This is a genomic window from Pseudomonas sp. 8O (genome assembly GCF_902506495.1).
In the GTDB taxonomy this organism is placed as follows: domain Bacteria; phylum Pseudomonadota; class Gammaproteobacteria; order Pseudomonadales; family Pseudomonadaceae; genus Aquipseudomonas; species Aquipseudomonas chaetocerotis.
The window spans coordinates 721,982-746,517 of record NZ_LR733264.1 but is presented as its reverse complement, the minus strand read 5'-3'; the positions used below and the strand labels follow the sequence as shown (position 1 = coordinate 746,517).

At 63.3% G+C, this 24,536-nt stretch carries 19 protein-coding genes; 9 read left to right on the top strand and 10 right to left on the bottom strand.

From position 1 onward, the window contains the following. Window positions 1-21: 21 nt before the first annotated feature. From GV002_RS06285 to dapA, 3 genes are all read right to left on the bottom strand, one after another. Complete coding sequence (locus tag GV002_RS06285; RefSeq protein ID WP_045735233.1) at window positions 22-891, bottom strand: phosphoribosylaminoimidazolesuccinocarboxamide synthase; 870 nt, start codon at window positions 889-891, stop codon at window positions 22-24. Window positions 892-1,134: 243 nt separating this feature from the next. Beyond that, window positions 1,135-2,256, bottom strand: coding sequence for an outer membrane protein assembly factor BamC (gene bamC / locus GV002_RS06280; RefSeq protein ID WP_160017543.1), 1,122 nt, complete (start codon window positions 2,254-2,256; stop codon window positions 1,135-1,137). Between the two features lie 16 nt (window positions 2,257-2,272). Beyond that, window positions 2,273-3,151, bottom strand: coding sequence for a 4-hydroxy-tetrahydrodipicolinate synthase (dapA, locus tag GV002_RS06275; protein WP_160017542.1), 879 nt, complete (start codon window positions 3,149-3,151; stop codon window positions 2,273-2,275). 247 nt (window positions 3,152-3,398) lie between these two features. Here dapA and GV002_RS06270 point away from each other — a divergent pair, with 247 nt between their 5' ends. Beyond that, the gene (locus GV002_RS06270) at window positions 3,399-3,956 is read left to right on the top strand and encodes a glycine cleavage system protein R (RefSeq protein ID WP_160017541.1); all 558 of its coding nucleotides are present in this window, start codon (window positions 3,399-3,401) and stop codon (window positions 3,954-3,956) included. A 22-nt stretch (window positions 3,957-3,978) separates the two neighbouring features. Continuing rightward, window positions 3,979-4,452 (top strand): peroxiredoxin, encoded by a 474-nt coding sequence (locus tag GV002_RS06265; protein WP_160017540.1) that lies wholly within the window; start codon window positions 3,979-3,981, stop codon window positions 4,450-4,452. A 132-nt stretch (window positions 4,453-4,584) separates the two neighbouring features. Here the strand turns inward: GV002_RS06265 and GV002_RS06260 are convergent, their stop codons facing one another. Continuing rightward, window positions 4,585-5,640, bottom strand: coding sequence for an AI-2E family transporter (locus GV002_RS06260; RefSeq protein WP_160017539.1), 1,056 nt, complete (start codon window positions 5,638-5,640; stop codon window positions 4,585-4,587). 180 nt (window positions 5,641-5,820) lie between these two features. Next, window positions 5,821-6,060 (bottom strand): sulfurtransferase TusA family protein, encoded by a 240-nt coding sequence (locus GV002_RS06255; protein WP_160017538.1) that lies wholly within the window; start codon window positions 6,058-6,060, stop codon window positions 5,821-5,823. 108 nt (window positions 6,061-6,168) lie between these two features. Between GV002_RS06255 and GV002_RS06250 the strand changes: the two genes are divergently transcribed. Beyond that, window positions 6,169-7,602 carry a M48 family metalloprotease gene (locus GV002_RS06250; RefSeq protein ID WP_160017537.1) on the top strand — a complete coding sequence of 478 codons (1,434 nt, stop codon included), beginning with the start codon at window positions 6,169-6,171 and terminating at the stop codon, window positions 7,600-7,602. A 505-nt stretch (window positions 7,603-8,107) separates the two neighbouring features. On the opposite strand, the gene GV002_RS06245 is transcribed toward GV002_RS06250, so the two are convergent. The 5 genes from GV002_RS06245 to GV002_RS06225 form a co-directional block, all read right to left on the bottom strand. Continuing rightward, entirely contained in the window at window positions 8,108-12,949 is a 4,842-nt protein-coding gene (locus GV002_RS06245; protein WP_160017536.1) for an NAD-glutamate dehydrogenase, read from the bottom strand. Window positions 12,950-13,219: 270 nt separating this feature from the next. Continuing rightward, complete coding sequence (locus tag GV002_RS06240; protein ID WP_160017535.1) at window positions 13,220-14,524, bottom strand: TRAP transporter large permease; 1,305 nt, start codon at window positions 14,522-14,524, stop codon at window positions 13,220-13,222. Window positions 14,525-14,582: 58 nt separating this feature from the next. After that, window positions 14,583-15,089: a TRAP transporter small permease gene (locus tag GV002_RS06235; protein ID WP_160017534.1), complete on the bottom strand. Its 507-nt coding sequence runs from the start codon at window positions 15,087-15,089 to the stop codon at window positions 14,583-14,585. 67 nt (window positions 15,090-15,156) lie between these two features. Next, entirely contained in the window at window positions 15,157-16,134 is a 978-nt protein-coding gene (locus GV002_RS06230) for a TRAP transporter substrate-binding protein (protein WP_017679075.1), read from the bottom strand. A gap of 210 nt (window positions 16,135-16,344) precedes the next feature. Next, a complete protein-coding gene (locus GV002_RS06225; RefSeq protein WP_072425356.1) occupies window positions 16,345-17,289 on the bottom strand; it encodes a LysR family transcriptional regulator in 945 nt (314 codons plus the stop codon). 270 nt (window positions 17,290-17,559) lie between these two features. Here GV002_RS06225 and GV002_RS06220 point away from each other — a divergent pair, with 270 nt between their 5' ends. The 6 genes from GV002_RS06220 (at window position 17,560) to GV002_RS06195 (ending at window position 24,500) form a co-directional block, all read left to right on the top strand. Beyond that, window positions 17,560-18,783 carry an OprD family porin gene (locus tag GV002_RS06220; protein WP_160017533.1) on the top strand — a complete coding sequence of 408 codons (1,224 nt, stop codon included), beginning with the start codon at window positions 17,560-17,562 and terminating at the stop codon, window positions 18,781-18,783. Window positions 18,784-18,921: 138 nt separating this feature from the next. Beyond that, window positions 18,922-20,805 (top strand): methyl-accepting chemotaxis protein, encoded by a 1,884-nt coding sequence (locus GV002_RS06215; protein ID WP_160017532.1) that lies wholly within the window; start codon window positions 18,922-18,924, stop codon window positions 20,803-20,805. 152 nt (window positions 20,806-20,957) lie between these two features. Beyond that, a complete protein-coding gene (locus GV002_RS06210; protein ID WP_160017531.1) occupies window positions 20,958-21,710 on the top strand; it encodes a 5-oxoprolinase subunit PxpA in 753 nt (250 codons plus the stop codon). Then, window positions 21,707-22,420, top strand: a complete 714-nt coding sequence (locus GV002_RS06205; RefSeq protein WP_160017530.1) for a 5-oxoprolinase subunit B family protein — start codon at window positions 21,707-21,709, stop codon at window positions 22,418-22,420. Before GV002_RS06210 ends, GV002_RS06205 begins: the two co-directional genes overlap by 4 nt. Next, window positions 22,417-23,346 (top strand): biotin-dependent carboxyltransferase family protein, encoded by a 930-nt coding sequence (locus tag GV002_RS06200; protein WP_160017529.1) that lies wholly within the window; start codon window positions 22,417-22,419, stop codon window positions 23,344-23,346. The genes GV002_RS06205 and GV002_RS06200 overlap by 4 nt, the downstream gene beginning before the upstream one ends. A 194-nt stretch (window positions 23,347-23,540) precedes the next feature. Continuing rightward, window positions 23,541-24,500: an AAA family ATPase gene (locus tag GV002_RS06195; RefSeq protein ID WP_160017528.1), complete on the top strand. Its 960-nt coding sequence runs from the start codon at window positions 23,541-23,543 to the stop codon at window positions 24,498-24,500. The last annotated feature ends 36 nt before the right edge of the window (window positions 24,501-24,536 follow it).

Below are 24,536 nucleotides of genomic sequence, written 5' to 3'. Positions count from 1 at the left end.
CCCGGCCTTCTCTCGCAAGGTTCAAGCGGTCAGGCGAGTAAGCGCTTCACGGTACTTGTCGGCGGTTTTCTGCGCGACGTCTGCCGGTACAGCCGGGGCCGGAGCTTGCTTGTTCCAGCCGGTGGATTCCAGCCAGTCGCGCACGAACTGCTTGTCGAAGCTCGGCGGGTTGCTGCCTTCGGCGTAGCTGTCGGCCGGCCAGAAGCGGCTGGAGTCCGGGGTCAGCACTTCGTCCATCAGGGTCAGGGTGCCGTCTTCGTCCAGGCCGAATTCGAACTTGGTGTCGGCGATGATGATGCCGCGGGTAGCGGCGTACTCGACAGCCGTGGTGTACAGCTTGATCGCGGTGTCACGCACCTGGGCAGCCAGTTCGGCGCCGATGATGGCTTCACACTGCGCGAAGCTGATGTTCTCGTCATGATCGCCCACGGCGGCCTTGGTCGAGGGGGTGAAGATCGGTTGCGGCAGTTTGGCCGCTTCTTTCAGGCCGGCCGGCAGGGCGATGCCGCAGACGGTGCCGCTCTTCTGGTACTCCTTCCAGCCGGAGCCGACGATATAGCCACGCACGATGGCCTCAACGGCAACCGGCTTGAGGCGCTTGGCGACGACCGCGCGGCCCTCGACCAGTGGCAGCTCGGCGGCGGACACGACGTCTTCGACCTTGTCACCGGTGAAGTGATTCGGCACCACGCCAGCCAGCTTGTCGAACCAGAAGTTGGAGATGGCGGTGAGGATCTTGCCCTTCTCCGGAATCGGTTGTTCGAGGATGACGTCGAATGCCGACAGACGATCGGTGGCCACCATCAGCATGCGCTTGTCGTCGATTTCGTAGAGGTCGCGGACCTTGCCCGAGTAGATCTTCTTCAGGCTCAGGGTGGTGGGTGTGCTCATGTCGGCATTTCCGTTTCTGGCAAACGGGTATGCCGCGAGAGGCATCCCGAATGATGAAAGCCTTCGCGGCATGCCCTCCCTCGTCCGGCGCTTCGCGCCACCTTCTCCCGGAGGAAGAAGGACTGAAGGAAGACGTCGCTACGCGACTTTCACACTAACAAGGCGAAACCTTTGCAGGTTTCGCCCATCGATTAACGGCTGGAGCGCGCTGCAGGCCGCTTTTCAACGGCCTGCTGGCGCCGGTCAGCCGAGATTATCCTGGATCAGGCTCAGCACGCGGCGCGACACGTCGGCCGGGGCAATGGTGTTGAGGTCTTTTTCCACGGTGACCTGGACACCATCACCAACCGGCGTCAGGCGCACCTGGTAGCGCTCGGCACGGGCTTCGATCTCTTCCTTGCTCGGCTCACTGCCGAACATGCGACCGAAGAAGCCTGGCTTCTCTTCGTTGATCTGAGCGCCCTCGGCCATGTTGATGTAGTACAGGCCAAGGCTGCGGTTGAGGTCGTCGACGCGCACGTTGCCGAGCTCCAGCGAACGGCCGACGCCGGACCAGGCGCGGTCGAAATCGGCGCCGAGGTTGAGCACCGGGTTGCCGTTGCCGTCTTCACTCAGGCTGACGCGGCTGGGCGCATCGTAGTCGCGCGCGGCGAGCAGCGATACCGAGCCGCCCTGCTCCACGCCACGGGTCATGCTCACCAGCATTTCGTCGAGCAGTGCAGCTTCGAGGCTGGCGTTGCCGCTACGGGCAGCAAAATCGACATCGGCGGTGCTGCCGGCAGGACGCTCGGCGCTGGTGACGAAGACTTCACTGGTGTTGCGCTGTACGCCCGGCTCGATGCGCACGCGCACGCGGGTTTCGGCGTCCGACGCCACGCCAGAAACGCGGCTGCTCAGGCTGCGCGCCATGCTCGTGGAGAGCTCATCGAAACGCTGCCAGGAGGTGATGAATTCGCCGGTTTGCGGACGCTCGCTGGCGATGCGAAAGCCGTTGTCTTCGAAGAACTGACGCGCCAGCGGCCAGACTTCGGCCGGCACGCGCTGGGCCACGACCCAGCGCGAATCGCCGCTGCGCTGCAGGCTGAACTCGCGCTCGTCGGCACGTACCTGCAGGCCTTGCGGGCGCGGCACTTCGAATTCGGCCGGAGTCGCAGTGCTGCTGGCGACCTGGGCAGGTATCGGTAGCAACGGGTCGAGGCGCTTGGCCTGGACGTCGGCCGGCAATTGCATCGGTGCGGTCTGGCGTGCTTCCAGGTAGTCGCTACCGCGATCACGGAAGTAGCCATTTTCACCCCAGAGCCAGCCACAACCGCTGGTGCTGGAGACGATCAGAGCAAGGGCGGAAAATCCGGCCAGTCGCTTCATGCGTAGAATCCTTGAGTTAAGCCAATACACCGCACTGGCGCATGGCCTGGCGCAGCGGTTCGTGACAGCGCGGGCTGAGCCACGTCAGCGGCAGACGAATACCGTCGCTCATCAGACCCATTTCGTGCAGCGCCCATTTCACCGGAATCGGGTTGGATTCGAGGAACAGTGCCTTGTGCAGCGGCATCAGACGGTCGTTGATGGCGCGGGCGATGGCCGCCTCGCCACGCATGGCAGCCGCGCACAGGTCGCTCATGGCACGCGGCGCAACGTTGGCGGTGACGGAGATGTTGCCCTTGCCGCCCAGCAGCATCAGTTCGACGGCAGTGGCGTCATCCCCGGAGTAGACGAGGAAATCCTTGCTGACGCGATCCAGCACGTCCTGGGCGCGCTGCAGGTCGCCGGTGGCTTCCTTGATGCCGATGATGTTGTCGATCTTCGACAGGCGCTCGACGGTCTCCGGCAGCATGTCGCACACGGTACGGCCCGGCACGTTGTAGAGAATCTGCGGGATCGAGACGGCTTCGGCGATGTGGCGGAAATGCAGGTACAGGCCTTCCTGGGTCGGCTTGTTGTAGTACGGGGTGACCAGCAGGGCAGCGTCGGCGCCGACTTCCTGCGCGGCACGGGTCAGCTCGACCGATTCACGGGTGGAGTTGCCACCGGTGCCGGCGATCACCGGGATACGGCCGGCAACCTGCTTGACCACGCGCTTGATCACTTCGATGTGCTCGGGCACTTCCAGCGTGGCGGACTCACCGGTGGTGCCGACCGCGACGATGGCATTGGTGCCCTCTTGCAGGTGGAAATCCACCAATTTGCTCAGGGCCTCCCAATCCAGACCACCCTGCGCATCCATGGGCGTGACCAGTGCCACCATACTGCCCGCAATCATGCAACCGCTCCTGCCGGAAAAATTGAGCGGTAATGGTACTGGTGCCACCAATCCGGCACAAGCAACGGACACGGGCTTATCAGGTCGTTTGCACACTACCTGCGTTTTTCCACGGCCTGCCAGTAGCGCAGGCCGTCGTCCGATGCACAAGGCTTCGCCATTCCCCTCGGCGGTGCTTTTCGCTAACCTGCTGTCTTTGGTCTGCGGCTTCTCGTGCGTGGACCGTTCATCGCTTTAGGAAGGCTGCATGTCCACCCCCCTCGTTCGCGAACAATTCCTCGTCATCAGCGCTCTCGGCCGCGATGCTATGGCCCTGACCAACCTGCTCAGCCGCAACAGCCATGAGAACCGTTGCGCGGTGATCAGCACTCGCCTGAGCCGTCACGGTGAATTCAGCGCCCTGGTGCTGCAGGTGTCCGGTAGCTGGGATGCACTGGCGCGCCTGGAGTCGAGCCTGCCGCTGCTGGCCAAGAAGCATGACTTCACGGTGGACCTGGCGCGCAGCGCCGCCGCCGAAGTGCGCCCGCAGGCGCTGCCTTATGTGGCTTACGTCAGCGCCGTGTATCGCCCGGACATTCTCAACGAGCTGTGCCAGTTCTTCATCGACCACCGCGTCGAGCTGGAAGCCCTGACCTGCGACACCTACCAGGCGCCGCAGACCGGCGGCACCATGCTCAACGCCACCCTGACCGTGACGCTGCCGGCCGGCACGCAGATCAGCTGGCTGCGCGATCAGTTCCTCGATTTCGCCGATGCGCTGAATCTGGATGCCTTGATCGAACCTTGGCGCCCGCAGAATCCCTGATAGCCGCATGCAAGGAGTTTCCATGTCCGTTGAACTCGACAAAGCCGTTGCCGACTTCCAGGCCGAGGCCACCAGTGGCCAGCAGGTAAAGCTGTCCGCCCTCAAGGGCCAGCAGGTCGTGCTGTATTTCTACCCGAAGGACGCGACCCCGGGCTGCACCACCGAGGGCATGGACTTCAGTGCTCGCTTCGAGCAGTTCAAGGCGGCCAATACGCTGATCTTCGGCGTGTCGATGGACAGCCTGAAGAAACACGAAAGCTTCAAGTGCAAGCAAGCGTTCCCCTTCGAGCTGATCAGCGACGAAGAGCATCAGCTGTGCGATCTGTTCGGCGTGTACCAACTGAAGAAGAACTACGGCAAGGAATACATGGGCATCGTGCGCAGCACCTTCCTGATCGACAAGGATGGCCTGTTGCGTGAAGAGTGGCGCAACGTCAAGGTCGCCGGCCATGTCGACAAGGTGCTGGCAGCCGCCGAAGCGCTGCATAAGGGCTAAACGGCGCGCCCTACGGCATCGCTGTCAAAGCCTCGTTGCCCTGAAAAAGGCCGCAAATGCGGCCTTTTTCATTGGGCTTGGGTAACTGGTCTTTTGCGTATTTCGCGGCTGAAGCCGCTCCCACAGGCCCGATCAGGCAGGTTCGATACGCGGCCAGGCGTTGATCACAGCCTTGAACAGGGTCGCCAGCGGAATGGCGAAGAATACGCCCCAGAAGCCCCAGAGCCCGCCGAACAGTAGCACCGCGCAAATGATCGCCACCGGATGCAGGTTGACCGCCTCGGAGAACAGCAGCGGTACCAGCACGTTACCGTCGAGCGCCTGGATGATGCCGTAGACCACCATCAGGTAGAGGAACTGATCACTCCAGCCCCACTGGAACAGTCCGATCAGCGCCACCGGCACGGTCACCACCACCGCGCCGATGTAAGGCACCACCACCGACAGGCCGACCAGCAGGGCCAACAGGGCCGCGTAGTTGAGCCCCAGGTAGGCGAAGGCGATGTAGGTAACCACGCCGCAGATGATGATCTCGATGAACTTGCCACGGATGTAGTTGGCAATTTGCTGGTTCATCTCCTGCGCGACCTGGGTGATCAGCGCACGCTCGCGCGGCAGGTAGCTGCGGAACCACTGGCCGATCTGCTCGCGGTCCTTGAGGAAGAAGAACACCAGGATCGGCACCAGCACCAGGTAGATCATCACGCTGACCAGCATCGGCAGGCTGGACAGGGAGAACGACAGTGCCCATTGGCCGAACTTGCCGGCCTCACCGCGCATGCTGTCGATCAGTTGCACGATCTGTGCATCGCTGATCAGGTTCGGATAACGCTCCGGCAGCAGGAGGAACACCGACTGCCACTCGGCCGCCATGCGCGGCAGTTCATTGAACAGCGTGCTCAACTGCTGCCAGAGCAGCGGCATCAACACCAGCATGAACACCGTCAGGCCGCCCATGAACAGGGTAAAAACCAGCCAGACCGCCAGCACCTGCGGCACCTTCAGGCGCTCCAGACCGTTGACCAGCCCCTGCATGAGAAAGGCCAGCACCAGACCGGTCAGCACCGGCGCAAGCATACCGCCAAGCGTCAGCACCACGGCAAAGCCCAGCACCAGAAGCACTGCCAGCACTACAGCCTGTTCATCGGAGAAGTAGCGATGCAGCCAGTCGCGAATAACCTTGACCATCAATGATCCTTAATCTGCAAAAGAGGCGCGTCCGTAATACCGATCAGACAGCCCGCCAAAACAGCTTTGCGTATGAGCTCCGCCCGGGGCGCTGCTCCTGCCTATTCGCTGCATCGACGCTCAACTGGGTGACATTGGGCGCGTCCGTTATCTTTCTGGCCCGTCATGACGAGCCATGGCTCAGGCCTTACGCAACCAGTAACGATAAATACCCGAGTCGACCTCTTCATGCAGCAGCGCATGGCCGGCCAGGCTGGCGAAGGCGCGAAAGTCGCGCTGCGAACCGGCGTCGGTAGCGCTGACCTTGAGCACGGCGCCGCTGGCCAGGCGATTGAGCTCAAGCTTGGCTTTGAGCAAGGGCAACGGGCAGTTCAGCCCGCAGGCGTCGAGTTCGGCATCGAAGGCCGGTACGTCTGTCATCATCTACTCCTGATAGGTCGGCTAGGATACCCAAGCCGCCGCAGCCCTGGCCAGCGCAGTAGCTGGCCGGCTACAGTAACCCCTTTGCCGCCCAAGAGCCCTGAGTGCATGACTTTTCTGCGCCCCACCCTGCTGACGCTGGCCTGCCTGTTCGCCGCCCACACGGGTGCCAGTGATCTGCCGTCGCTAGGCGACGCCAGCTCCTCGATCGTCTCGCCACAACAAGAACACCAGCTCGGCCGTGCCTGGCTCGGCCTACTGCGTGGCCAGGTTTCGCAACTGGACGACCCGCAACTGAAGGATTTCGTCGAGTCCAGCGTCTATCGCCTGTCGGAAACCAGTCAGCTGCAGGACCGCCGTCTCGAGTTCGTCCTGCTCAACAGCCCGCAGCTCAATGCCTTCGCCGCCCCCGGTGGGATCGTCGGGGTCAACGGCGGTCTGTTCCTCTATGCCCAGACCGAAGCCGAGTACGCCTCGGTCATGGCCCACGAACTGGCGCACTTGTCGCAACGCCACTTCGCCCGTGGCGTCGAGGCCCAGCAACGCATGCAATTGCCGCTGATGGCGGCCATGCTCGCCGGCATTGTCGCCGCGGCGGCCGGCGCCGGCGATGCCGGCATGGCAGCGATCATGTCGACCCAGGCGGCGGCCATTCAGGAACAGCGGCGTTTCTCGAGGCAGAACGAGCAGGAGGCCGACCGCATCGGCCTGGTCAACCTGGAAAAAGCCGGCTACGACCCACGCGCCATGCCGCTGATGTTCGAACGACTGATGCGCCAGTACCGCTATGACGCCAAGCCGCCGGAATTTCTGCTGACTCACCCGGTGTCGGAATCACGTATCGCCGACACCCGCAACCGCGCCGAGCAATACCCGGCCACGGGCCGTGAAGACAGCTTGCGCTACCAGTTGATGCGCGCCCGCGTGCAGTTGACCTATGAAGAGACGCCGGGCGTCGCGGCCAAGCGCTTTCGCGCCATGCTCGACGAAAACCCAGGCCTCGATGCAGCGCGCTATGGTCTGGTACTGGCACAGATGAAAACCGGCCAACTCGCCGAGGCTGGTGAGACCCTGGCGCCGCTGCTGGGCAAGACCCCGGACGACATCACCTACAACCTGGCGCAGATCGAGCTGGATATGGCAGCCAATCGCCTGGATGCAGCCGAGCGCAGGCAGAAACGCATGCTCACCCTCTACCCGAGCAACTATCCGCTGCAGCAGACGCGCATCGACCTGCTGCTCAAGCAGCAGCGCGTCGCCGATGCCGAACGTGCGCTGGACGACCTGCTCAAGACCCGCGCCAAGGACCCGGACGTCTGGTACCAGGTTGCCGAGGTTCGTGGCCTGAGCGGCAATACCATCGGCCTGCATCAGGCGCGCGCGGAGTTCTTCGCCCTGGTCGGCGACTACAACCAGGCCATCGAACAGCTGGATTACGCCAAGCGCCGCGCCAGCAATAACTTCCAGCTAGCCTCGCGCATCGATGCCCGTCAGCGCGAGCTTGCCGAGGAGAAACGCCTGGTGGAACAGATGCTGCGCTGATCGGGACCCAATGTTGCGCACGGCGCACCACCACGCTGGGGCCTGGTGCGCATGGCGCACCCTACTCGTCGTAGGGTGCGCTGCGCGCACCGACAACGATGCGGTAGCCCGGATGTAATCCGGGGCAAGAGCGGAAGAATCCCCGAATTGCATCCGGGCTACGCAAGCACAGCAAAACGAACAAGCCCCGCGCCTGGCGTAATGCCGCTCACATAAGGTCCCACGCACCTGCCTCCCCTCTCCGAACGCGACCCACTCTGAGGGGCTGGCGAAACCCAATGTTGCGCACGGCGCACCACCACGCTGGGGCCTGGTGCGCATGGCGTACCCTGTTCGTCGTAGGGTGCGCTGCGCGCACCGACAACGATGCGGTAGCCCGGATGTAATCCGGGGCAAGAGCGGAAGAATCCCCGGATTGCATCCGGGCTACGCAAGCGTGTGAATACCGCTCAGCAAAAAAAAAGAGCCCCGCACTTGGCGGGGCTCTTTTATTTCAGCGGGCGGCTCAGGCGGTTTGTGCCAGGTCCATCAGCTCGCGGTTGGCTACCGCGTACATGGCGTAGTCGGTGCCGGTCGCCGAACGCAGTTCGGCCAGCATCGCCTTCCAGCGGTCGACCAGGCGTTGATGCTGGTCGAGCCACAGGGCCACGCGCGCTTCGATTTCCTGCGGACCATCGGCCATCTGCAACACCGACACGGTGATCGCACGCTGCTGCCAGTCCAGATCATCCCGGAATGCTTCGCGGGCCAGCGCCTGCCAGTTGTTCTCCACAGGCAGGTTGGTGATCTGCTGCAGGTACCAGGACAGCTCCAGGGAGCCGCCAACGGCAAAGTAGACAGTCGCCACTTCACTGGTGTCTTTACCGGTGACATCCGCCGCTTCAATGATCGGCAGCAGCGTATACAGATGGCTGGTGCCGGCGACCACACGGGCCAGCTCTTCCGGCGTGCCGGCTTCGACGAAGCTCTGGTAGCGTGCCAGCCATTGCTCGCGAGCCGGGCCTTCGAGCAGTTCATCCAGGCGACCGACCAGCGCTTCGATGCGCGGTGCGAAATGCGCCACGTCGCGCGCGGCATCCAGCTCGTTACGGCGGCTGCGCAGGAACCAGCGGGTAGCGCGACGGCCCAGGCGCATCAGCTCGTCCATCAACTGCAGTTGCAGATCAGCCGATACCTTGTAGTCCAGCGCCTCGATCTGCGCCCACCAGTGCGGCAGGCGGAACAGGTCACGCACGATGACGTAGGCACCGGCGACGTTGGCTGCGCTCATGCCGGTGGACTCCTTCAGGCGCTGCACGAAGGTGATACCCATGTGGTTGACCAGATCGTTGGCGATCTGCGTGCTGACGATTTCGCGCTTGAGGCGGTGACGGCGCATGGCGTCACCGAACTTCTCGGTGAGGATCGCCGGGAAGGCGGTTTCCATCTCGCGCGCCAGGTACTCGTCGTCCGGCACCAGGGACTTGAGCAGCGATTCCTTGAGGTCGATCTTGCTGTAGGAAATCAGCACCGACAGCTCCGGCCGAGTCAGGCCCTGGCCGTTGGTGGCGCGCTCGTTCAGTTCTTCGTCCGAGGGCAGGAACTCCAGGGCGCGATCCAGCTTGCCGGCGCTTTCCAGCGCGTTCATCAAGCGCTTGTACTCGCCGACACGCTCGCGGGCGCGGCGCTCGGCCAGCGACAGCGCCTGGGTCTGCTTGTAGTTGTTGCCCAGCACCAGTTCGGAGACATCATCGGTCATCTCGGCCAGCAGCTTGTTGCGCTGCTTCTCGGTCATGTCGCCGCCCGAGACGATTTCACCGAGCAGAATCTTGATGTTCACTTCGTGGTCGGAGCAGTCCACGCCACCAGCGTTGTCGATGAAGTCAGTGTTGCTGGCGCCGCCATGCAGGCCAAATTCGACGCGGCCGAGCTGGGTCATGCCCAGGTTACCGCCCTCGCCTACCACCTTGGCACGCAGTTCGCGGCCGTCCACGCGCAGGGCGTCGTTGGCCTTGTCGCCGACGTCGCCGTGGCTTTCCTTGCTGGATTTGACGTAGGTGCCGATACCGCCGTTCCACAGCAGGTCGACCGGCGCCTTGAGCAACGCATTGAGCAGCTCGGTGGGCGCCAGCTTGTCGGCGGCGATGTCGAAGCGCGCCTTCATCTGCGGGGTGATGGCGATGCTCTTGGCACTGCGCAGGAAGATGCCGCCGCCGTCGGAAATCAGCTTGGCGTCGTAATCGGCCCAGCTCGAACGCGGCAGCTCGAACAGACGCTTGCGCTCGACGAAGCTCCTGGCGGCGTCCGGGTTCGGGTCGATGAAGATGTGCATATGGTTGAAGGCCGCTACCAGTTGCAGGCTTTCCGACAGCAGCAGGCCATTGCCGAACACGTCGCCGGCCATGTCGCCGATACCGATCACGGTGACGTTGTCCTTCTGCACGTCGATGCCGCGCTCGCGGAAGTGGCGTTGCACCGAAACCCAGCCGCCCTTGGCGGTGATGCCCATGCCCTTGTGGTCGTAGCCGGCCGAACCGCCGGAGGCGAAGGCGTCATCGAGCCAGAAGTCATATTCGGCAGCGATGCCGTTGGCGATATCGGAGAAGGTCGCAGTGCCCTTGTCCGCCGCCACCACCAGGTAGGGGTCATCGGCGTCGTGACGCACCACGTTCTGCGGCGGCACTACCTCGCCGTCCTTGAGGTTGTCGGTGATATCCAGCAGGCCGCTGATGAAGATGCGGTAGCAGGCGATGCCCTCGGCCAGCACCTCGTCACGCGAACCGCCAACCGGCATCCGGCGCGGCACGAAGCCACCCTTGGCGCCCATCGGCACGATCACCGCATTCTTCACCTGCTGCGCCTTGACCAGGCCGAGCACTTCGGTACGGAAGTCCTCTTCACGATCCGACCAGCGCAGGCCGCCGCGGGCGACGTCGCCGAAGCGCAGGTGCACACCCTCGACGCGCGGGCTGTAGACGAAGATCTCGAACTTCGGCACCGGACGCGGAATATCCGGAATCAGACGGGGGCTGAGTTTGAAGCTGAAGTAGGATTTGGCGGCGCCGCTGGCGTCGGTCTGGAAGAAGTTGGTGCGCAGGGTGGCTTTGATGAGGTCCAGGTAGCGACGCAGGATGCGGTCTTCGTTGAGCACGGCGACGTTGTCCAGCGCAGCCAGAATGGCCTGCTCGAGCTTCTGCTGCTTGTCTTCCAGGTCCTCGGCGGTGAGCTTGCGGGCGAGGTAGAAACGGGTGCGGAACAGACGCACCAGTTCCTTGGCGATATCGGTGTGGTTGATCAGGGTCGCAGCGATATAGCTGAGATCGAAGCCAAGGCGGATCTGCTTCAGGTAGCGCGCGTAGGCACGCAGCAGCGCCACTTCACGCCAGGGCATTGCAGCGGTCAGCACCAGGCGGTTGAACGCATCGTTCTCGGCATCGCCGCCGACGATATGAATGAACGCGTCCTGCAGGGTGTCGTTGAGCTGCTGGATGTCGACGTCCAAGCCTTCGGCATAGGTGAAAGCGAAGTCGTGAATCCAGAACTCGCGGCCGTCATTGCGGCGCAGCTTGTAGGGGAACTCGCCAAGCACGCGCAGGCCGAGGTTCTCCAGAATCGGCAGCACGTCGGACAACGGCAGCGGCGTATCGGCGTGATACAGCTTGCAGTGCAGTTGCTGCCCTGCCTGGGCCAACGGCTGGTAGAAACTCATCACCAGCGGCTTGTCGTTGCTCAGGCTGAGCAGGTGCTGCATGTCCACCACCGCCGAATGTGGGGCAAAACGCTCGCGGTAGCCGGCCGGGAAGCCGCCGGGAAATTCGGCCAGCACGTTGGTGCCCTGGGCTTCACCGAGGCTTTCGACCATCAGGCTGGCGTAGTCGTCCTTCCACGAACGGCAGGCCTGGATGACTTCCTTCTCCAGACGCACGGGGTCGATCTGGGTCTTGTTCTTCGGGTCGACGCGCAGGATGAACTGCACGCGCGCCAGCACCGATTCGGAGAAGAAGGTCCAGAACTCGCAATCGGTGGCCTGCAGACGCTCCATCAGCACCTGCTGGATCTTCATGCGGGTTTCGGTGGAGTACACGTCACGCGGCACATAGGCCAGGCAGTAGCAGAAGCGACCGTAGGGATCGCGGCGCAGGAACACGCGAATCTTGTTGCGCTCCTGGATCTGCACGATGGAAAGCGCTGTGTTGAACAGGTCATCCACCGGGGTCTGGAACAGGTCGTCGCGCGGCAGCACTTCCAGCACCTGGGCCAGTTCCTTGCCCAGGTGAGCACTGCTGTCGAAGCCGGAACGCTGCTTGATCACGTCCACCTTGCGGCGGATGTAGGGGATGTTCCAGACGCTCTCGGCATACACCGAGGTGGTGTACAAGCCCATGAAGCGGCATTCCTTGACCACGTTGCCCTTGGCATCGAGTTCGCGGATGGAGACGAAATCCGGATAGGCCGGACGATGCACACGGCTCGGTACCGCAGCCTTGGCGAAGGACAGCAGCTGCGGCTCGCGCAGGTAGGCCACCGCCTCTGCTTCGATATGCAGCTCCTCGGCCGACAGCCCGGTACGCAGGCGCTTGGACAACCCGAGCAGGGATTTCTCGTCGTAGACCATGCTGCCGCCATCGGCGGTCGGTACGACGGTGAATTCCTCGTAGCCGAGAAAGGTGAAGTGATTGTCCAGCAACCAGTTCAGGTAGACCTTGATTTCATCCAGCTCGGCCTTGTCCACCTTGAGCTTGGCGCGATCCAGCCAGGCCAGCAGTTCGCGCGCCTTGGCCTTCATCGGCTGGAAGTCGGCGACGCTCATGCGCACGTCACCGAAGACTTCGTGAATGGCCCTTTCCAGGGTCTTCAGCTCGGCGGAGGTGGAGCAGCGGTCGATTTCCAGGAACATCAACGCTTCCTGCAGCACGCCCTCGCCCTGGGTGCCGCGCGGCAGGATCTCCAGCAGTTGTCCGTTCTTGTCACGGCGCACGCTGAACACGCTGTTCTGCAGGGTATGGATGCTGTAGCCGTGGCGATTGAGCTCCATGCGCACCGAGTCGACCAGGAACGGGATGTCGCCATGGAGGATTTCCACCGCTGTATGGGTGGACTGCCAGCCGTGCTTCTCGTAATCGGGGTTGAAGGTGCGTACCTGCGGCTTGGCGTGATCGAACTGCTCCAGCATGCGCCAGGCCGACAGGGTGCAACCGACCAGGTCGGACAGACGTCGCTGGGTCAATTCCTCGAGGGCGATGATGCCGAAAAACTGTTCGGCGAACAGGGCTACTTGTGGCAGCGCCTGCTCACTCACGTGCTGTGCCAGGGCCGCTTGCAGTTGGTGCTGGAAGTCGGCTTTGCTGGCCGCCGTAAAGAACGCCATGGTTTTGCTCCATTAGGCTGGTGGTTCGACATCGCTGCCGTGAGGTATTAGTTCAACGTTAGTCCATGAAGCGACGATGACACTTGCGAGTCGCATGCAGACCGGCGTGAAGAGAGCGACCGATGGGTCACATATAACCAGCGAGCTTAACGAGGGATGGCCTGCAACCGCTTGCGGCGCTGCGACATTTTCTTTCAAGGCTGCACCGGCGCGGTGCAAAAAGAAAACCCATGGCCCGCCACTGGAGCGCGAACGGGCCATGGCGAGAGGTCAGGCGCCGCGCATCGCCTCGGGCAGCGCCAGCACGATCTGCGGGAACAAGGTGATCAGGATCGCCGCCAGCACCAGCAGGAGGAAGAACGGGAAACTGGCACGCGCCACCGCGCCCAGGTTACGTCCGGTGAGGTTCTGAATGACGAACAGGTTGAAGCCTACCGGCGGGGTGATCTGCGCCATTTCCACTACCAGGATGACGAAGATGCCGAACCACAGCAGATCGATCCCGGCAGCCTGCACCGCCGGCAGAATCACGGCGGTGGTGAGCAGGATGATCGAGATGCCGTCGAGGAAGCAGCCCAGGGCAATGAAGAACAACGTCAGCGCCAGCAGCAACAGGTACGGCGACAGCTGTTTGGCGATGATCCAGTCGGCCAGCGCCGCCGGCAGACCGGTGAAGCTCATGGCCGAGGTCAGGTACGCCGCACCGAGCAGAATGAAAAAGATCATGCACGAGGTGGACACCGCGCCCATCAGGCTGGCCATGAAGGTTTCCCGGGTCAGCGCTCCGGAGCACAGCGCGATCAGCAGCGCACCGACCACGCCAACAGCAGCAGCCTCGGTGGCCGTGGCGATGCCGCCATAGATCGAGCCGATCACCGCGATGATCAGGCCCAGCACCGGAATCAGCAGCCTGGCCTTGCGCAGCTTGTCCATGAACGGCAGACGCTCGCCCTCTTCCGGCAGCTTGCTGCGATTGCAGGCAGACCAGAGCATCAGGTAACCGCTGAAGATCGCCAGCAACAGGAGGCCCGGCAGGATGCCGGCGATGAACAGGCGCGAGATCGACACCTGCGCCGCCACCCCGTAGACGATCATCATGATCGACGGCGGAATCAGCAAACCGAGCGTACCGGCACCGGCCAGCGAGCCCATGGCGATGGACTCCGGGTAACCGCGCGCTTTCAGCTCGGGCAGGGAGATGCGACCGATGGTGGCCGCCGTGGCTGCGGAAGAGCCGCTGACCGCCGCAAACAGGCCACAGCCGAACACATTGACATGCAGCAGGCGCCCCGGCAGGCCGCGCATCCAGGGCGCCAGACCGTTGAACATGTCTTCGGACAAGCGCGTGCGATAGAGAATCTCGCCCATCCAGATGAACAGCGGCAGGGCCGTCAAGGTCCAGCTGGCACTGGACGCCCAACTGGTGGAAGCGAGGATCGAACCGGCCGGCGCACCGCCGAACAGCTCCATGCCGATGATGCCGACGCCAAGCAACGACAGGGCAACCCAGACGCCGCCGCCAAGCAGCACGAACAGCGCCAGCAGCAGGGTGATTGTAATGATTGTGTAGTCCACGGGTTCACTCACGAATGCAGTGCGGCGCTGGCCGCAATTAAGGGTCGAGCCAGCGGGCTCACTCGCTCATCGCCGTACCGGCTTCGACAGCTTCGAAGCGCTTGCCCTGACAGCTCAGCACCAGGCGCTCGGCCATCGCCACCACCAGAATCAGCGTGCCCAGCAGCATCGGCAGCTGTGGCAGCCACATGGGAATCGGCAACAGGCCGGACGACACTTCCTTGAACTCATAGGACTCCAGCACGAACAACGCGCAGTACCAGGCCATATAGGTAGCGATCCCCAACCCGACCAGCGTGGCCAGTACATCGACTACACGGCGGCCACCAGCGGGCAGCAGGCGCAACAGCAGCTCCACACGGATGTGCGCGCCGCGCTGCAGGGCGTAGGGCAAGGCGAGAAAGCCCGATGCCGCCATCGCGTAAGCGGCGAACTCATCGGCGGCAGGCACCATGCTGCCCAGTTGGCGGGCGACGATCTGCGCCACCACCAACACGCAGATCAGGACGAGAAACACGCCGGACAACCATCCGGACAGGGTGTAGAGCTTGTGCAGTGGGGTCATGAACAACGGGCTCCCTGGGCAAGCCACGAGAAAAAGCCCGCCGCCAGGATAGCGGCGGGCAGCAGAGTCAAGGCTGGTAGGTATCGAGAATCGCCTTGCCATCGGCACCGGCGCGCTTGAGCCACTCATCGGTCATGCTCTGGCCGATCTGCTCGAAGCCGCTCTCCACCGCCGCCGGGGCCTGCTCGGATACTTGCATGCCATTGTCGGCCAGGGTCTTGACCAGCTCACTGGTCTTCTCCTGAGCAATCGCCCAGCCACGTTTTTCGGCACGTTCGGCGGCTGCCAGCACGGCCGCCTGGGTCGCTTCCGGCAGCCGGGCGAAGGCGCGGGCGTTGACGATGACGAAGTTCTTCGGAATGAACGCCTTGACGTCATAGTAATAAGAAGAGAAATCCCAGGCCTGGGAGTCCACGCCGGTGGTCGGCGAGGTGAGCATGCCGTTGATCATGCCAGTGCTGAAAGCCTGCGGGATTTCGCCGGTCTGGATCACGGTCGGCACTGCGCCCATCAATTCGGTCATGCGCGAAGTGGCCGGGTTGTAGGCACGAAATTTCATGCCCTTGAAGTCATCCATACTCGCGATCGGCGTCTTGGTGAAGATGCTCTGCGGCGACCAGGGCATGGCGTACAGCAGCTTGATGCCCTGCTTGGCCAGGCGTTCTTCCACGGCCGGGCGGCTCGCGTCCCACAGGGCCTGGGCTTGCTCGTAGTTGCGCACCAGAAACGGCACGCTGTCGATTTCGAAGATCGGATCTTCGTTGCCCAGCACCGACATCAGTACGTCACCCACCTGCACCTGGCCGGTCTGTACGGCGCGCTTGACCTCGGGGCGCTTGAACAGCACCGAGTTGGCGTGCACGCGAATAAGCAGTTCGCCGTTACTGGCTTTTTCCACATCCTGCGCGAACTCCTTGGCCACGGTGGTGATGAAGTTGCCATCGGGGTTCTCGGCGGTCATGTTCCAGCGCTCGGCGGCCTGGGCACCGAAGCCCAGTGCGCAAGCCAGAGCGGTAATGGCGAAACGCGATGCGATGCTTTTCATGGTGCTCTCCTGTTCATTGTTTTTTGTGCGCCGCAAGGCGCGGCTGGAAGACGATTTCGAGTCTCAGCGCATCGCCCTACCCTGTCCAACTAGAAAAACCGGAGGCGCATGATCGGAAATCGTTATGGGATGAAAAGGGGCGTTTTCGCGCCAAATGCACCAGCAGCGGGCAGCCGTTTCCGGGCCCGCAGACCAGCGAATGGAAGTTAATCAGGCGCTTTGCTGTTCCGGCGCTGGTGCGACCCGTGCCATGCAGGCCTCGCCCATTTCCTCGGCGTAGACGTCCAGCGCTTCGCAGGCCAGGGCGATGATGTCCTCGCTGAGCTCGAGACCCACGCCCGTGCGCCAGGTGGCAACCACCGGCAAGGGCGGTGGCTCGGGCACTTCGTCGAGAATGCTCAGCAGGCCTTGCTTGAGCTCGTCATGTACCAGCGCTGGCGGCAGCGCGCCGATACCGAAACCGTCGCGCACCAGGCGCGTCATCGCGGCGATGGAATTGACGCAGTTGATACGTGGCGCGCTGACGCTGCCGGCATGCAGCAAGTTGAGAATGTCCTGATGCGGTCGCGAATTCTTCGAGAAGGTGATGATGCGCTCGCGTGCAAGCTCCTCCATCGAGGCATAGCTGCGGTGGTACAGCGAACCGGTCGGAACGATCCAACGCACCGGAAAGGCAGCCAGTTCCAGGTTGCGCACACTGTCGCCGTTGACCATGTCGGTCTGGAACACGATATCCAGATAGCCCTTGAGCAATTGCTCGTTGAGGTTGCGCGCGGTGTCAGCGGTCAGTTCGATCTCTACTGCAGGGTAGCGCTCCATCACCCGTGTTACGAACGGACTCAACCAGGTGTGAATGACGGTATCCATCGCCCCGACGCGAATACGCCCCTGTATGTTGCCGGTGTCGCTGATCGACTGCTTCAAGGCCTGCATGGTGTCGATCATGCGCTCGGCATATTCGAGCACCTTCTGCCCTTCCGGGGTCAGCGATACGCCCTTGGAATCACGCAGAAAAAGACGGGTACCGAGTTCATCTTCGAGCGCGGCAATGCGGCTGGAAATGGACGCCTGGGTGCTGAACAGCTTCTCGGCTGTCAGGCGGAAGCTCTTGAGCCGTGCCACCCAGACGAAGGTCTCGAGAAATCTCAGATTCATGCCGTACCGCCTCTTCGCAATGTTCTTCTCAGGGGCTGATTTGCAGCGCCCACGCAGCCTCAGGCGTAGCAGGTTGTATGCCAGAGGTTTTTCCCGCAACCGATGAATTTTCCTATCGCTGGCCCCTGTTTTTTCTCGTTGGACGCAGCCGAACAACGCTTTGAAGAATGGCGCCGCGCTCCGCGCAGACCACAACAACATCATTCAAAACGCGCTCTGCGAAGCAGCCGCTCTCGTCGGCTGCGCGCTCCCAACAGGAGACACTGCACCATGAAACCCCATTACTCATTGGCATCCGCGCTGTTGCTCAGCGGCGGCCTGCCAACCCTCGCGCATGCCGATTTCATCGCTGACAGCAAGGCCAGCGTCGAGATGCGCAACTTCTACTTCAACCGTGATTTCCGTCAAAGCGGCGCCCGTGACAAGGCCGAGGAATGGGCGCAAGGCTTTCTGCTGCGCATGGAGTCCGGCTACACCGAGGGCACCGTCGGCTTTGGTATCGATGCATTGGGGATGCTCGGTGTGAAGCTCGACTCCGGTGACGGCACCGCTGGCAGCGGCCTGCTCCCTGCCGATGGCTCCGGCGGCTCGCAGGACGAGTACTCCAAGCTCGCCCTGACCGGCAAGGTGAAGCTCTCCAACAGCACGCTGAAAGTCGGCGCCCTGCACTTTCGCAGCCCGATCGTCTCGGCCAACGACTCACGCCTGCTGCCGCAGACGTTCCAGGGCGCGCTGCTCAACGTACAGGAAGTCGACAACCTGACCTTGCAGGGCGGCAAGATCAACCGCATCAAGGCCAACAGCTCCACCGACTACACCGAGATGACCGGCAACCGCATCGGCGGCAGCAGTGATTCCTTCGTGTTCGGCGGCGGCGAGTACAAGATCACCCCGCAACTGACCACCGGCCTGCACTACGGCACCCTCGAGGATATCTACCAGCAGTACTACGGCACCCTGGTGCATGTGCTGCCGCTGGGCGATGGCCAGTCGTTCAAAACCGACCTGCGCTACTCGCAAAGCCGCGAGGACGGCAACTTCCGCGACCTCGACAACAAGGCCTTCGGCGCCATGTTCACCTACAGCCTGGGCGGTCATGCCTTCGGTGCCGGCTACCAGCGCATGAGCGGTGACGACCCGTTCCCGTACATCGCCAGCAGCGACCCCTTCCTGGTCAACTTCGTGCAGATCAACGACTTCGCCAACGCCGAGGAGCGCTCCTGGCAGGTTCGTTACGACTACAACTTCGCCAGCATCGGCATCCCCGGTCTGACCTTCATGACCCGCTATATCTCCGGCGACAACGTCGAAGTGGCGGGGCGCAGCAGCGAAGGCAAGGAATGGGAACGCAATACCGATATCGCCTACGTGGTACAGAACGGTCCGCTGAAGAACCTGGGGCTGAAGTGGCGTAACGCCACCGTTCGCTCCAATTTCGGCAACGATCTCAACGAGAACCGCCTGATTCTCAGCTACACCCTGGCGCTTTGGTAAGCACTCAACTCATCACGGGGCCCTTGCGGCCCCGTTCGCATTTCTCGGGAAACAAGACGGCCATAGACTTTTAATCAAGTTGTATGACAACTTGCCGATTCCTGAGCATCATCCCGAAGAAGATGGCGAGGCGTTAACGTGAGCTTTTTACTGTCCTGGCAACAAAAATTCCGCGCCCTTGTCGCGCTCACCCTGATCAGCCTGATCCTCATGGCCGCCGCCTCGTTATGGGCCAGCCACAGTGTCAGCAGTGCATTGCAGGCGAGGGAACAGGCGGCAGCCTATGCCAGCGCCAGTACCCAGTTGATGAACCGCTGGTGGCAACAGAACGCACTGCGCCAACAGATCACCCCAGACCTGTTGGCAGAGTTCGACAGCGGTCTCGATGAGCTGCAAGAACTCATCGGACAACTGTTGACGCAAGCCCAAGCGCTGGAAGACGGCGAGACCTTGCAACACGCCCAGCAGATCCAGGCCGTGCTGCTCGAGGAACTGGCCCAGCAGCGCCAGTGGCTGAGCTTCAATCAGGCCCTGGGCCTGACCCCCTTTGAAGGCCAGCGCAAGACGTTGACGGAAAAAGGCAAGGCTCTGGAGGCGATCAGTTTCGACCTGATCAAACCCTTCATTAGCAGTGCCCTGAGCAGCCAGCGTGACTACCTGTCGACCTTCGACCCGGCGTTCGCCCAGATTGCCCTGACGGCCATCGGCAAATTGCAGGAACAGATCGCAGACCTTGAATGGCAGGACACGCCGATTGGCAAGAACGTGCAGGGCTATGCCCAGGCGTTCACGGATATCCATGGCAACATCGAGCGCATCAACGCGACCAATCAGCGCCTGCGCCAGTTGGGCGAGCAGTTGCAGACGCGTATCGAAGAGCAGGCACAAGCGCTGCAGAGCGGCCTGTTGCTGCGCCGCACCCAGGAAGCCGAGCAGGCCCGCCTGTCCGCACTGTGGATGATGGGGCTGAGCTTCCTCGCCGTTGCCGCCCTGCTCTGCTTCACCTTGCTGCAGGCGTCACGCACCTTGGTCAGCCGCCTGCGCAACGTCATTCAGTTGCTCACTCAGGTCGCCTCCGGCGATCTCACCGGCAAACTGCCGGTGGGCAGCAACCCGCATGACGAATTCAATCAACTGGCCGACGCCGCCAACCGCATGATCCAGGGCATCGGCGGTATCGTTGCCGAAGTGGTGCGCGCCAACGGCGAGCTGAGCCGCCTGCACCATCACCTGGGCGATGCCATGCGTCAGCTGGGTGATAACAGCACCCAGGTGGAAATGCAGACCGAGCAGGCCGCCTCGGCCTCGCATCAGATCAGCGCCACCCTCAACGACATGGCGCAGCGCACGGCGCAAGTCGGCACCGCCACCACCAGCGCCTACGATGCCGCACGTAACGGCGGCGAAGTGATCGCCGCCAGCGTCGACAGCATGAGTCGTCTGGCGCAGCTGATTCAGGACACACACAGCCAGGTCGATGCCCTCGGCCACAGCAGCGCGCGGGTCAACGGCATCGTCGATGTGATCAACAGCCTTGCCGACCAGACCAACCTGCTCGCCCTCAACGCGGCAATCGAGGCGGCCCGGGCAGGCGATGCCGGGCGCGGCTTCTCGGTGGTGGCCGATGAGGTGCGCTCGCTGGCGCAGAAAACGGTCTCGGCAACCACCGACATCAGCGCCATCGTCGGCGAGTTCCAGCAACAGACCCGACACATGCACCAGTTGATGAGCAACGGCCTGAACCTGGCTGCCGACAGCGAGCGACATGCCGCTCAGGTGGCCGACGCCATCAGCGCCATCACCTCGGCGATGGAGCGCCTGACCGGCGAAATGAACCAGGTCGTGGTGGCCATCGAGGAAGTCTCCACCACCACCGAGGACATCGCCGACAAGATGGAAACCATCCACGTGCATACCGGGCAAAGCAAGGACCTGCGCCATACCCTGGGCGGCCATACCGAGGGCTTGTCATCCCAGGTCGATGCACTGGGACGCAGCGCCAGGCAGTTCCGCCTGGCCTGAGCCTCATCGACTTTTCCTATATCGGGCGCACGCTTTAATTAGTTGGACGCCTCCGGCAGGCCGTTGAAAAATGACAGCCATGGATGACGGCTACAGCCGTCGCAAGCCGCGCCAGCACCGGCTTACCGGCTGCCTGCCTGAGGAGCTCCCGCGTGAACGATCTGCTTCTGAACTGTGACATCGGCGAAAGCTTCGGCGCCTGGACCATGGGCCTGGACGCCGAGGTAATGCCCTACATCGACTGCGCCAACATCGCCTGCGGTTTCCACGCCTCGGACCCCAGCGTGATGCGCAAGACCGTGGCCCTGGCCGTGGCCCATGACGTACGCATCGGCGCGCACACCGCCTATCAGGACCTGGTCGGCTTCGGCCGTCGCTCGATGGACTGCACGCCGCAGGAAGTCGAAGACCTGATGCTCTACCAGATCGGTGCGCTGGAAGGCATCTGCCGCAGCCAGGGCACGCGTGTCAGCTACGTCAAACCGCACGGCGCGCTGTATCAGGACATGATGCGCAAACCCGCCACCCTGCGCGCGGTGATGAGCGCCGTGGCCAGGTACGACCGCCAACTGCCGCTGATGCTGATGTGCACCCGCGACAACAGTGCCGCCCAGGCGCTGGGCGAGGAATTCGGCCTGACCCTGTGGTTCGAGGCTTTCGCCGACCGCGCCTACGATGCCGCCGGTTTCCTGGTCAGCCGCAGCCTGCCGGGTGCCGTGCATCACGACAGCGAGGTGATCGTCAGCCAGGCGCTGACCCTGGCGCGTGGCGAGGCACTGCAGGCCAGCGACGGCAGCGCATTGCACCTGGCCGCGCAGACGCTGTGCGTGCATGGCGACAACGCCAGCTCGGTCGCCGCCGTCAGGCGCATCCGCCAGGCCTTCGACAGCCTGGTTCAGGCATGAAGGCGCCCAACGCCAGGCTGGAAGTCGCCGGCATCGACAGCCTGATCCTGCGCCTGTTCGACGTTATCGATGAAGCCAACATGCCGTGGATGCTGGCCGCACGCACGCGCCTGCACGACGCATTCGGCGACGCGCTGATCGACCTGGTGCCCTCCTATACCACGCTGCTGCTGCACTACGACCTGTGCCAGCTCGACAGCGAGCAGGCGCGCGCGAAGGTCACCGAAGCACTCGATGGCTTGCAGCCTGCCGATCTGCAAGGCGGCCGCGAGCATCAGTTGCCCACCTGGTACGACCGCAGCGTCGGCCCTGAGCTGCAACTGCTGGCTCGGCGCAGCGGGCTCAGTGAGGCCGAGGTGATCGCCCGGCACAGCGGTCATGCCTATCAGGTATTCGCCCTGGGTTTCGCGCCCGGCTTCGCCTTCATGGGCCTGGTCGAGGAAATCCTCGCCGCGCCGCGCCTGAGCACGCCGCGCAAGCGCATCGCCGCCGGCAGCGTCGGCATCGCCGAACGGCAGACGGCCGCCTACCCGGTGGTTTCGCCCGGTGGCTGGAACCTGATCGGGCGCACGCCGAGTCGCCTGTTCGGCAGCGACATCGAAGGCTACAGCCTGCTGCAACCCGGTGACCGAGTGCGTTTCGTACCCATCGAGCGCGCCGAATTCATCCGCCTGGGCGGCGACGACAGTCCGCTGGAGACCGGTCAATGAGTGCTATCGATGGCGGCCTGCGCGTATTGCGCAGCAGCCCTTTCATTCAACTGCAGGATGGTGGCCGTTTCGGCGTGCGCCACCTCGGCGTGACCCAGTGCGGAGCCCTGGACTGGATCGCCCATCGCTGGGCCAACTGGCTGCTGGGCAACCCGCTGACTGCCGCTGTGGTGGAGATCACCCTGGGCAATGCCGATTTCGAATGCAGCCGCGACGCCACCCTGGCAGTGACCGGTGCCGACCTCGGTGCGCGGCTGGACGACCAGCCGCTGGCGTCCTGGCGCAGCTTCGAAGTGCGCAAGGGCCAGCGCCTGAGTTTCGCTCAGCCGCGCCAGGGCGCGCGCGCCTATCTGGCTGCGCCAGGTGGATTTGAGGCGCCGCTGGTGCTGGGCAGCTGCGCCAGCATGTTGCGCGAAGGCCTTGGTGGCCTGCAGGGCGATGGCCGCGCCATCGCTGTCGGCGACTCGCTGGCCTGGCCCGGCAGCGCCAGCGCAACGCGACAGATGCCCACCGAGTTCATCCCCGAGTACCGGGATGCGCCACGTCTGCAGTTGGTGTTGGGTGCACAGATCGGCGACTTCCGCGGCCAGAGTCTGTTCGATGCCTTCAACAGCCAATGGCTGATCGACCAGCGCGCCGACCGCATGGGCATTCGTCTCAACGGCCCGCAGCTGCAATGCCAGCGTGGCTCGATGATCTCCGAAGGTATCCCGTTGGGCGCCGTGCAGGTGCCGCCGGATGGCCAACCGATCATCCTGCTCAACGACCGCCAGACCATCGGCGGCTACCCGCGCCTCGGCGCCCTGACGCCACAGGCCGTGGCTCGGCTGGCACAATGCCTGCCGGGGCAGACCGTACAGTTTGCGCCCACCACGCAGGACAGCGCTCTGCTCGCCCAGCGCCGGCTCCTGGCGCAGTGGCAATAGCGTCGCCCCCGGCTATATGACCCGCCCTCGCCAAGGGCGGGCATTTCAGCGTTGGCGACGCCCCTCGCATTTCTGTTGCCAGACTGTTCATGACCCGCGCCGCAGATAGCGGCTGAAGCCGCAAATGCATTAAAGTCGGCGGTCTGCACGCGCGGCCGTGAAAAGCCCCGCCCATCCGCCAGAAGAGCCCGACGATGGAACACCGTGAAGCGCTGCTCGCGTTACGCCAATTTCTCTCCACTCAGATTCTCGGCCAGGAAAGGCTCATCGAGCGTTTGCTGATCGCGCTGCTCGCCGACGGCCATTTGCTGGTCGAGGGCGCCCCCGGCCTGGCCAAGACCAAGGCGATCAAGGAGCTGGCCGAGGGTATCGAGGGCGAGTTCCATCGCATCCAGTTCACCCCCGACCTGTTGCCGGCGGACATCACCGGCACCGAAATCTATCGCCCGGAAACCGGCAGCTTCGTATTCCAGCAGGGGCCGATCTTTCACAACCTGGTGCTGGCCGACGAGATCAACCGCGCCCCGGCCAAGGTGCAATCGGCGCTGCTCGAAGCCATGGCCGAGCGCCAGGTCTCGGTAGGCCGCAGCACCTACGACCTGTCGCCGCTGTTTCTGGTCATGGCCACGCAGAACCCCATCGAACAGGAAGGCACCTACCCGCTGCCGGAAGCGCAGCTCGACCGCTTTCTGATGCACGTGAAGATCGGTTTTCCCGATGCGGCGGTGGAGCGCAAGATTCTTGCCCAGGCCCGTGGCGATGCGCTCAACGGTGAGGCCAAGCCCGAGCACCGGGTCAGCCAGCAGGCTGTGTTCGCCGCGCGCAAGGAAATCCTCGGCCTGTACATGGCCGATGCCGTGGAGGAATACCTGGTGCAACTGGTCATGGCCAGCCGCACGCCGGCCAAGTTCGATGCCGAGCTGGCCGACTGGATCGCCTATGGCGCCAGCCCGCGCGGCTCCATCGCCCTCGACCGCTGCGCACGCGCCCACGCCTGGCTGGCCGGACGCGACTTCGTCAGCCCCGAGGATATCCAGGCGGTGCTGTTCGACGTGCTGCGCCATCGCATCATCCTGTCCTTCGAGGCCGAGGCCTCGGGCGTCGATCAGGACCGCGTGATCCAGCGCATCCTCGACGTGGTGGCGGTGGCTTGATGCAGCTGCGCCCCATGCGCCTGTCCCACGTAGCCC

Coding starts and splice junctions, on each gene's coding strand:
- GV002_RS06245 (WP_160017536.1), bottom strand. CDS start 12,949: ATGGCGTTCTTTACGGCGGCCAGCAAAGCCGACTTCCAGCACCAACTG.
- GV002_RS06225 (WP_072425356.1), bottom strand. CDS start 17,289: ATGAATCTGAGATTTCTCGAGACCTTCGTCTGGGTGGCACGGCTCAAG.
- GV002_RS06250 (WP_160017537.1), top strand. CDS start 6,169: ATGACTTTTCTGCGCCCCACCCTGCTGACGCTGGCCTGCCTGTTCGCC.
- GV002_RS06285 (WP_045735233.1), bottom strand. CDS start 891: ATGAGCACACCCACCACCCTGAGCCTGAAGAAGATCTACTCGGGCAAG.
- GV002_RS06255 (WP_160017538.1), bottom strand. CDS start 6,060: ATGACAGACGTACCGGCCTTCGATGCCGAACTCGACGCCTGCGGGCTG.
- GV002_RS06260 (WP_160017539.1), bottom strand. CDS start 5,640: ATGGTCAAGGTTATTCGCGACTGGCTGCATCGCTACTTCTCCGATGAA.
- GV002_RS06195 (WP_160017528.1), top strand. CDS start 23,541: ATGGAACACCGTGAAGCGCTGCTCGCGTTACGCCAATTTCTCTCCACT.
- GV002_RS06200 (WP_160017529.1), top strand. CDS start 22,417: ATGAGTGCTATCGATGGCGGCCTGCGCGTATTGCGCAGCAGCCCTTTC.
- dapA (WP_160017542.1), bottom strand. CDS start 3,151: ATGATTGCGGGCAGTATGGTGGCACTGGTCACGCCCATGGATGCGCAG.
- GV002_RS06220 (WP_160017533.1), top strand. CDS start 17,560: ATGAAACCCCATTACTCATTGGCATCCGCGCTGTTGCTCAGCGGCGGC.
- GV002_RS06230 (WP_017679075.1), bottom strand. CDS start 16,134: ATGAAAAGCATCGCATCGCGTTTCGCCATTACCGCTCTGGCTTGCGCA.
- GV002_RS06205 (WP_160017530.1), top strand. CDS start 21,707: ATGAAGGCGCCCAACGCCAGGCTGGAAGTCGCCGGCATCGACAGCCTG.
- bamC (WP_160017543.1), bottom strand. CDS start 2,256: ATGAAGCGACTGGCCGGATTTTCCGCCCTTGCTCTGATCGTCTCCAGC.
- GV002_RS06235 (WP_160017534.1), bottom strand. CDS start 15,089: ATGACCCCACTGCACAAGCTCTACACCCTGTCCGGATGGTTGTCCGGC.
- GV002_RS06265 (WP_160017540.1), top strand. CDS start 3,979: ATGTCCGTTGAACTCGACAAAGCCGTTGCCGACTTCCAGGCCGAGGCC.
- GV002_RS06270 (WP_160017541.1), top strand. CDS start 3,399: ATGTCCACCCCCCTCGTTCGCGAACAATTCCTCGTCATCAGCGCTCTC.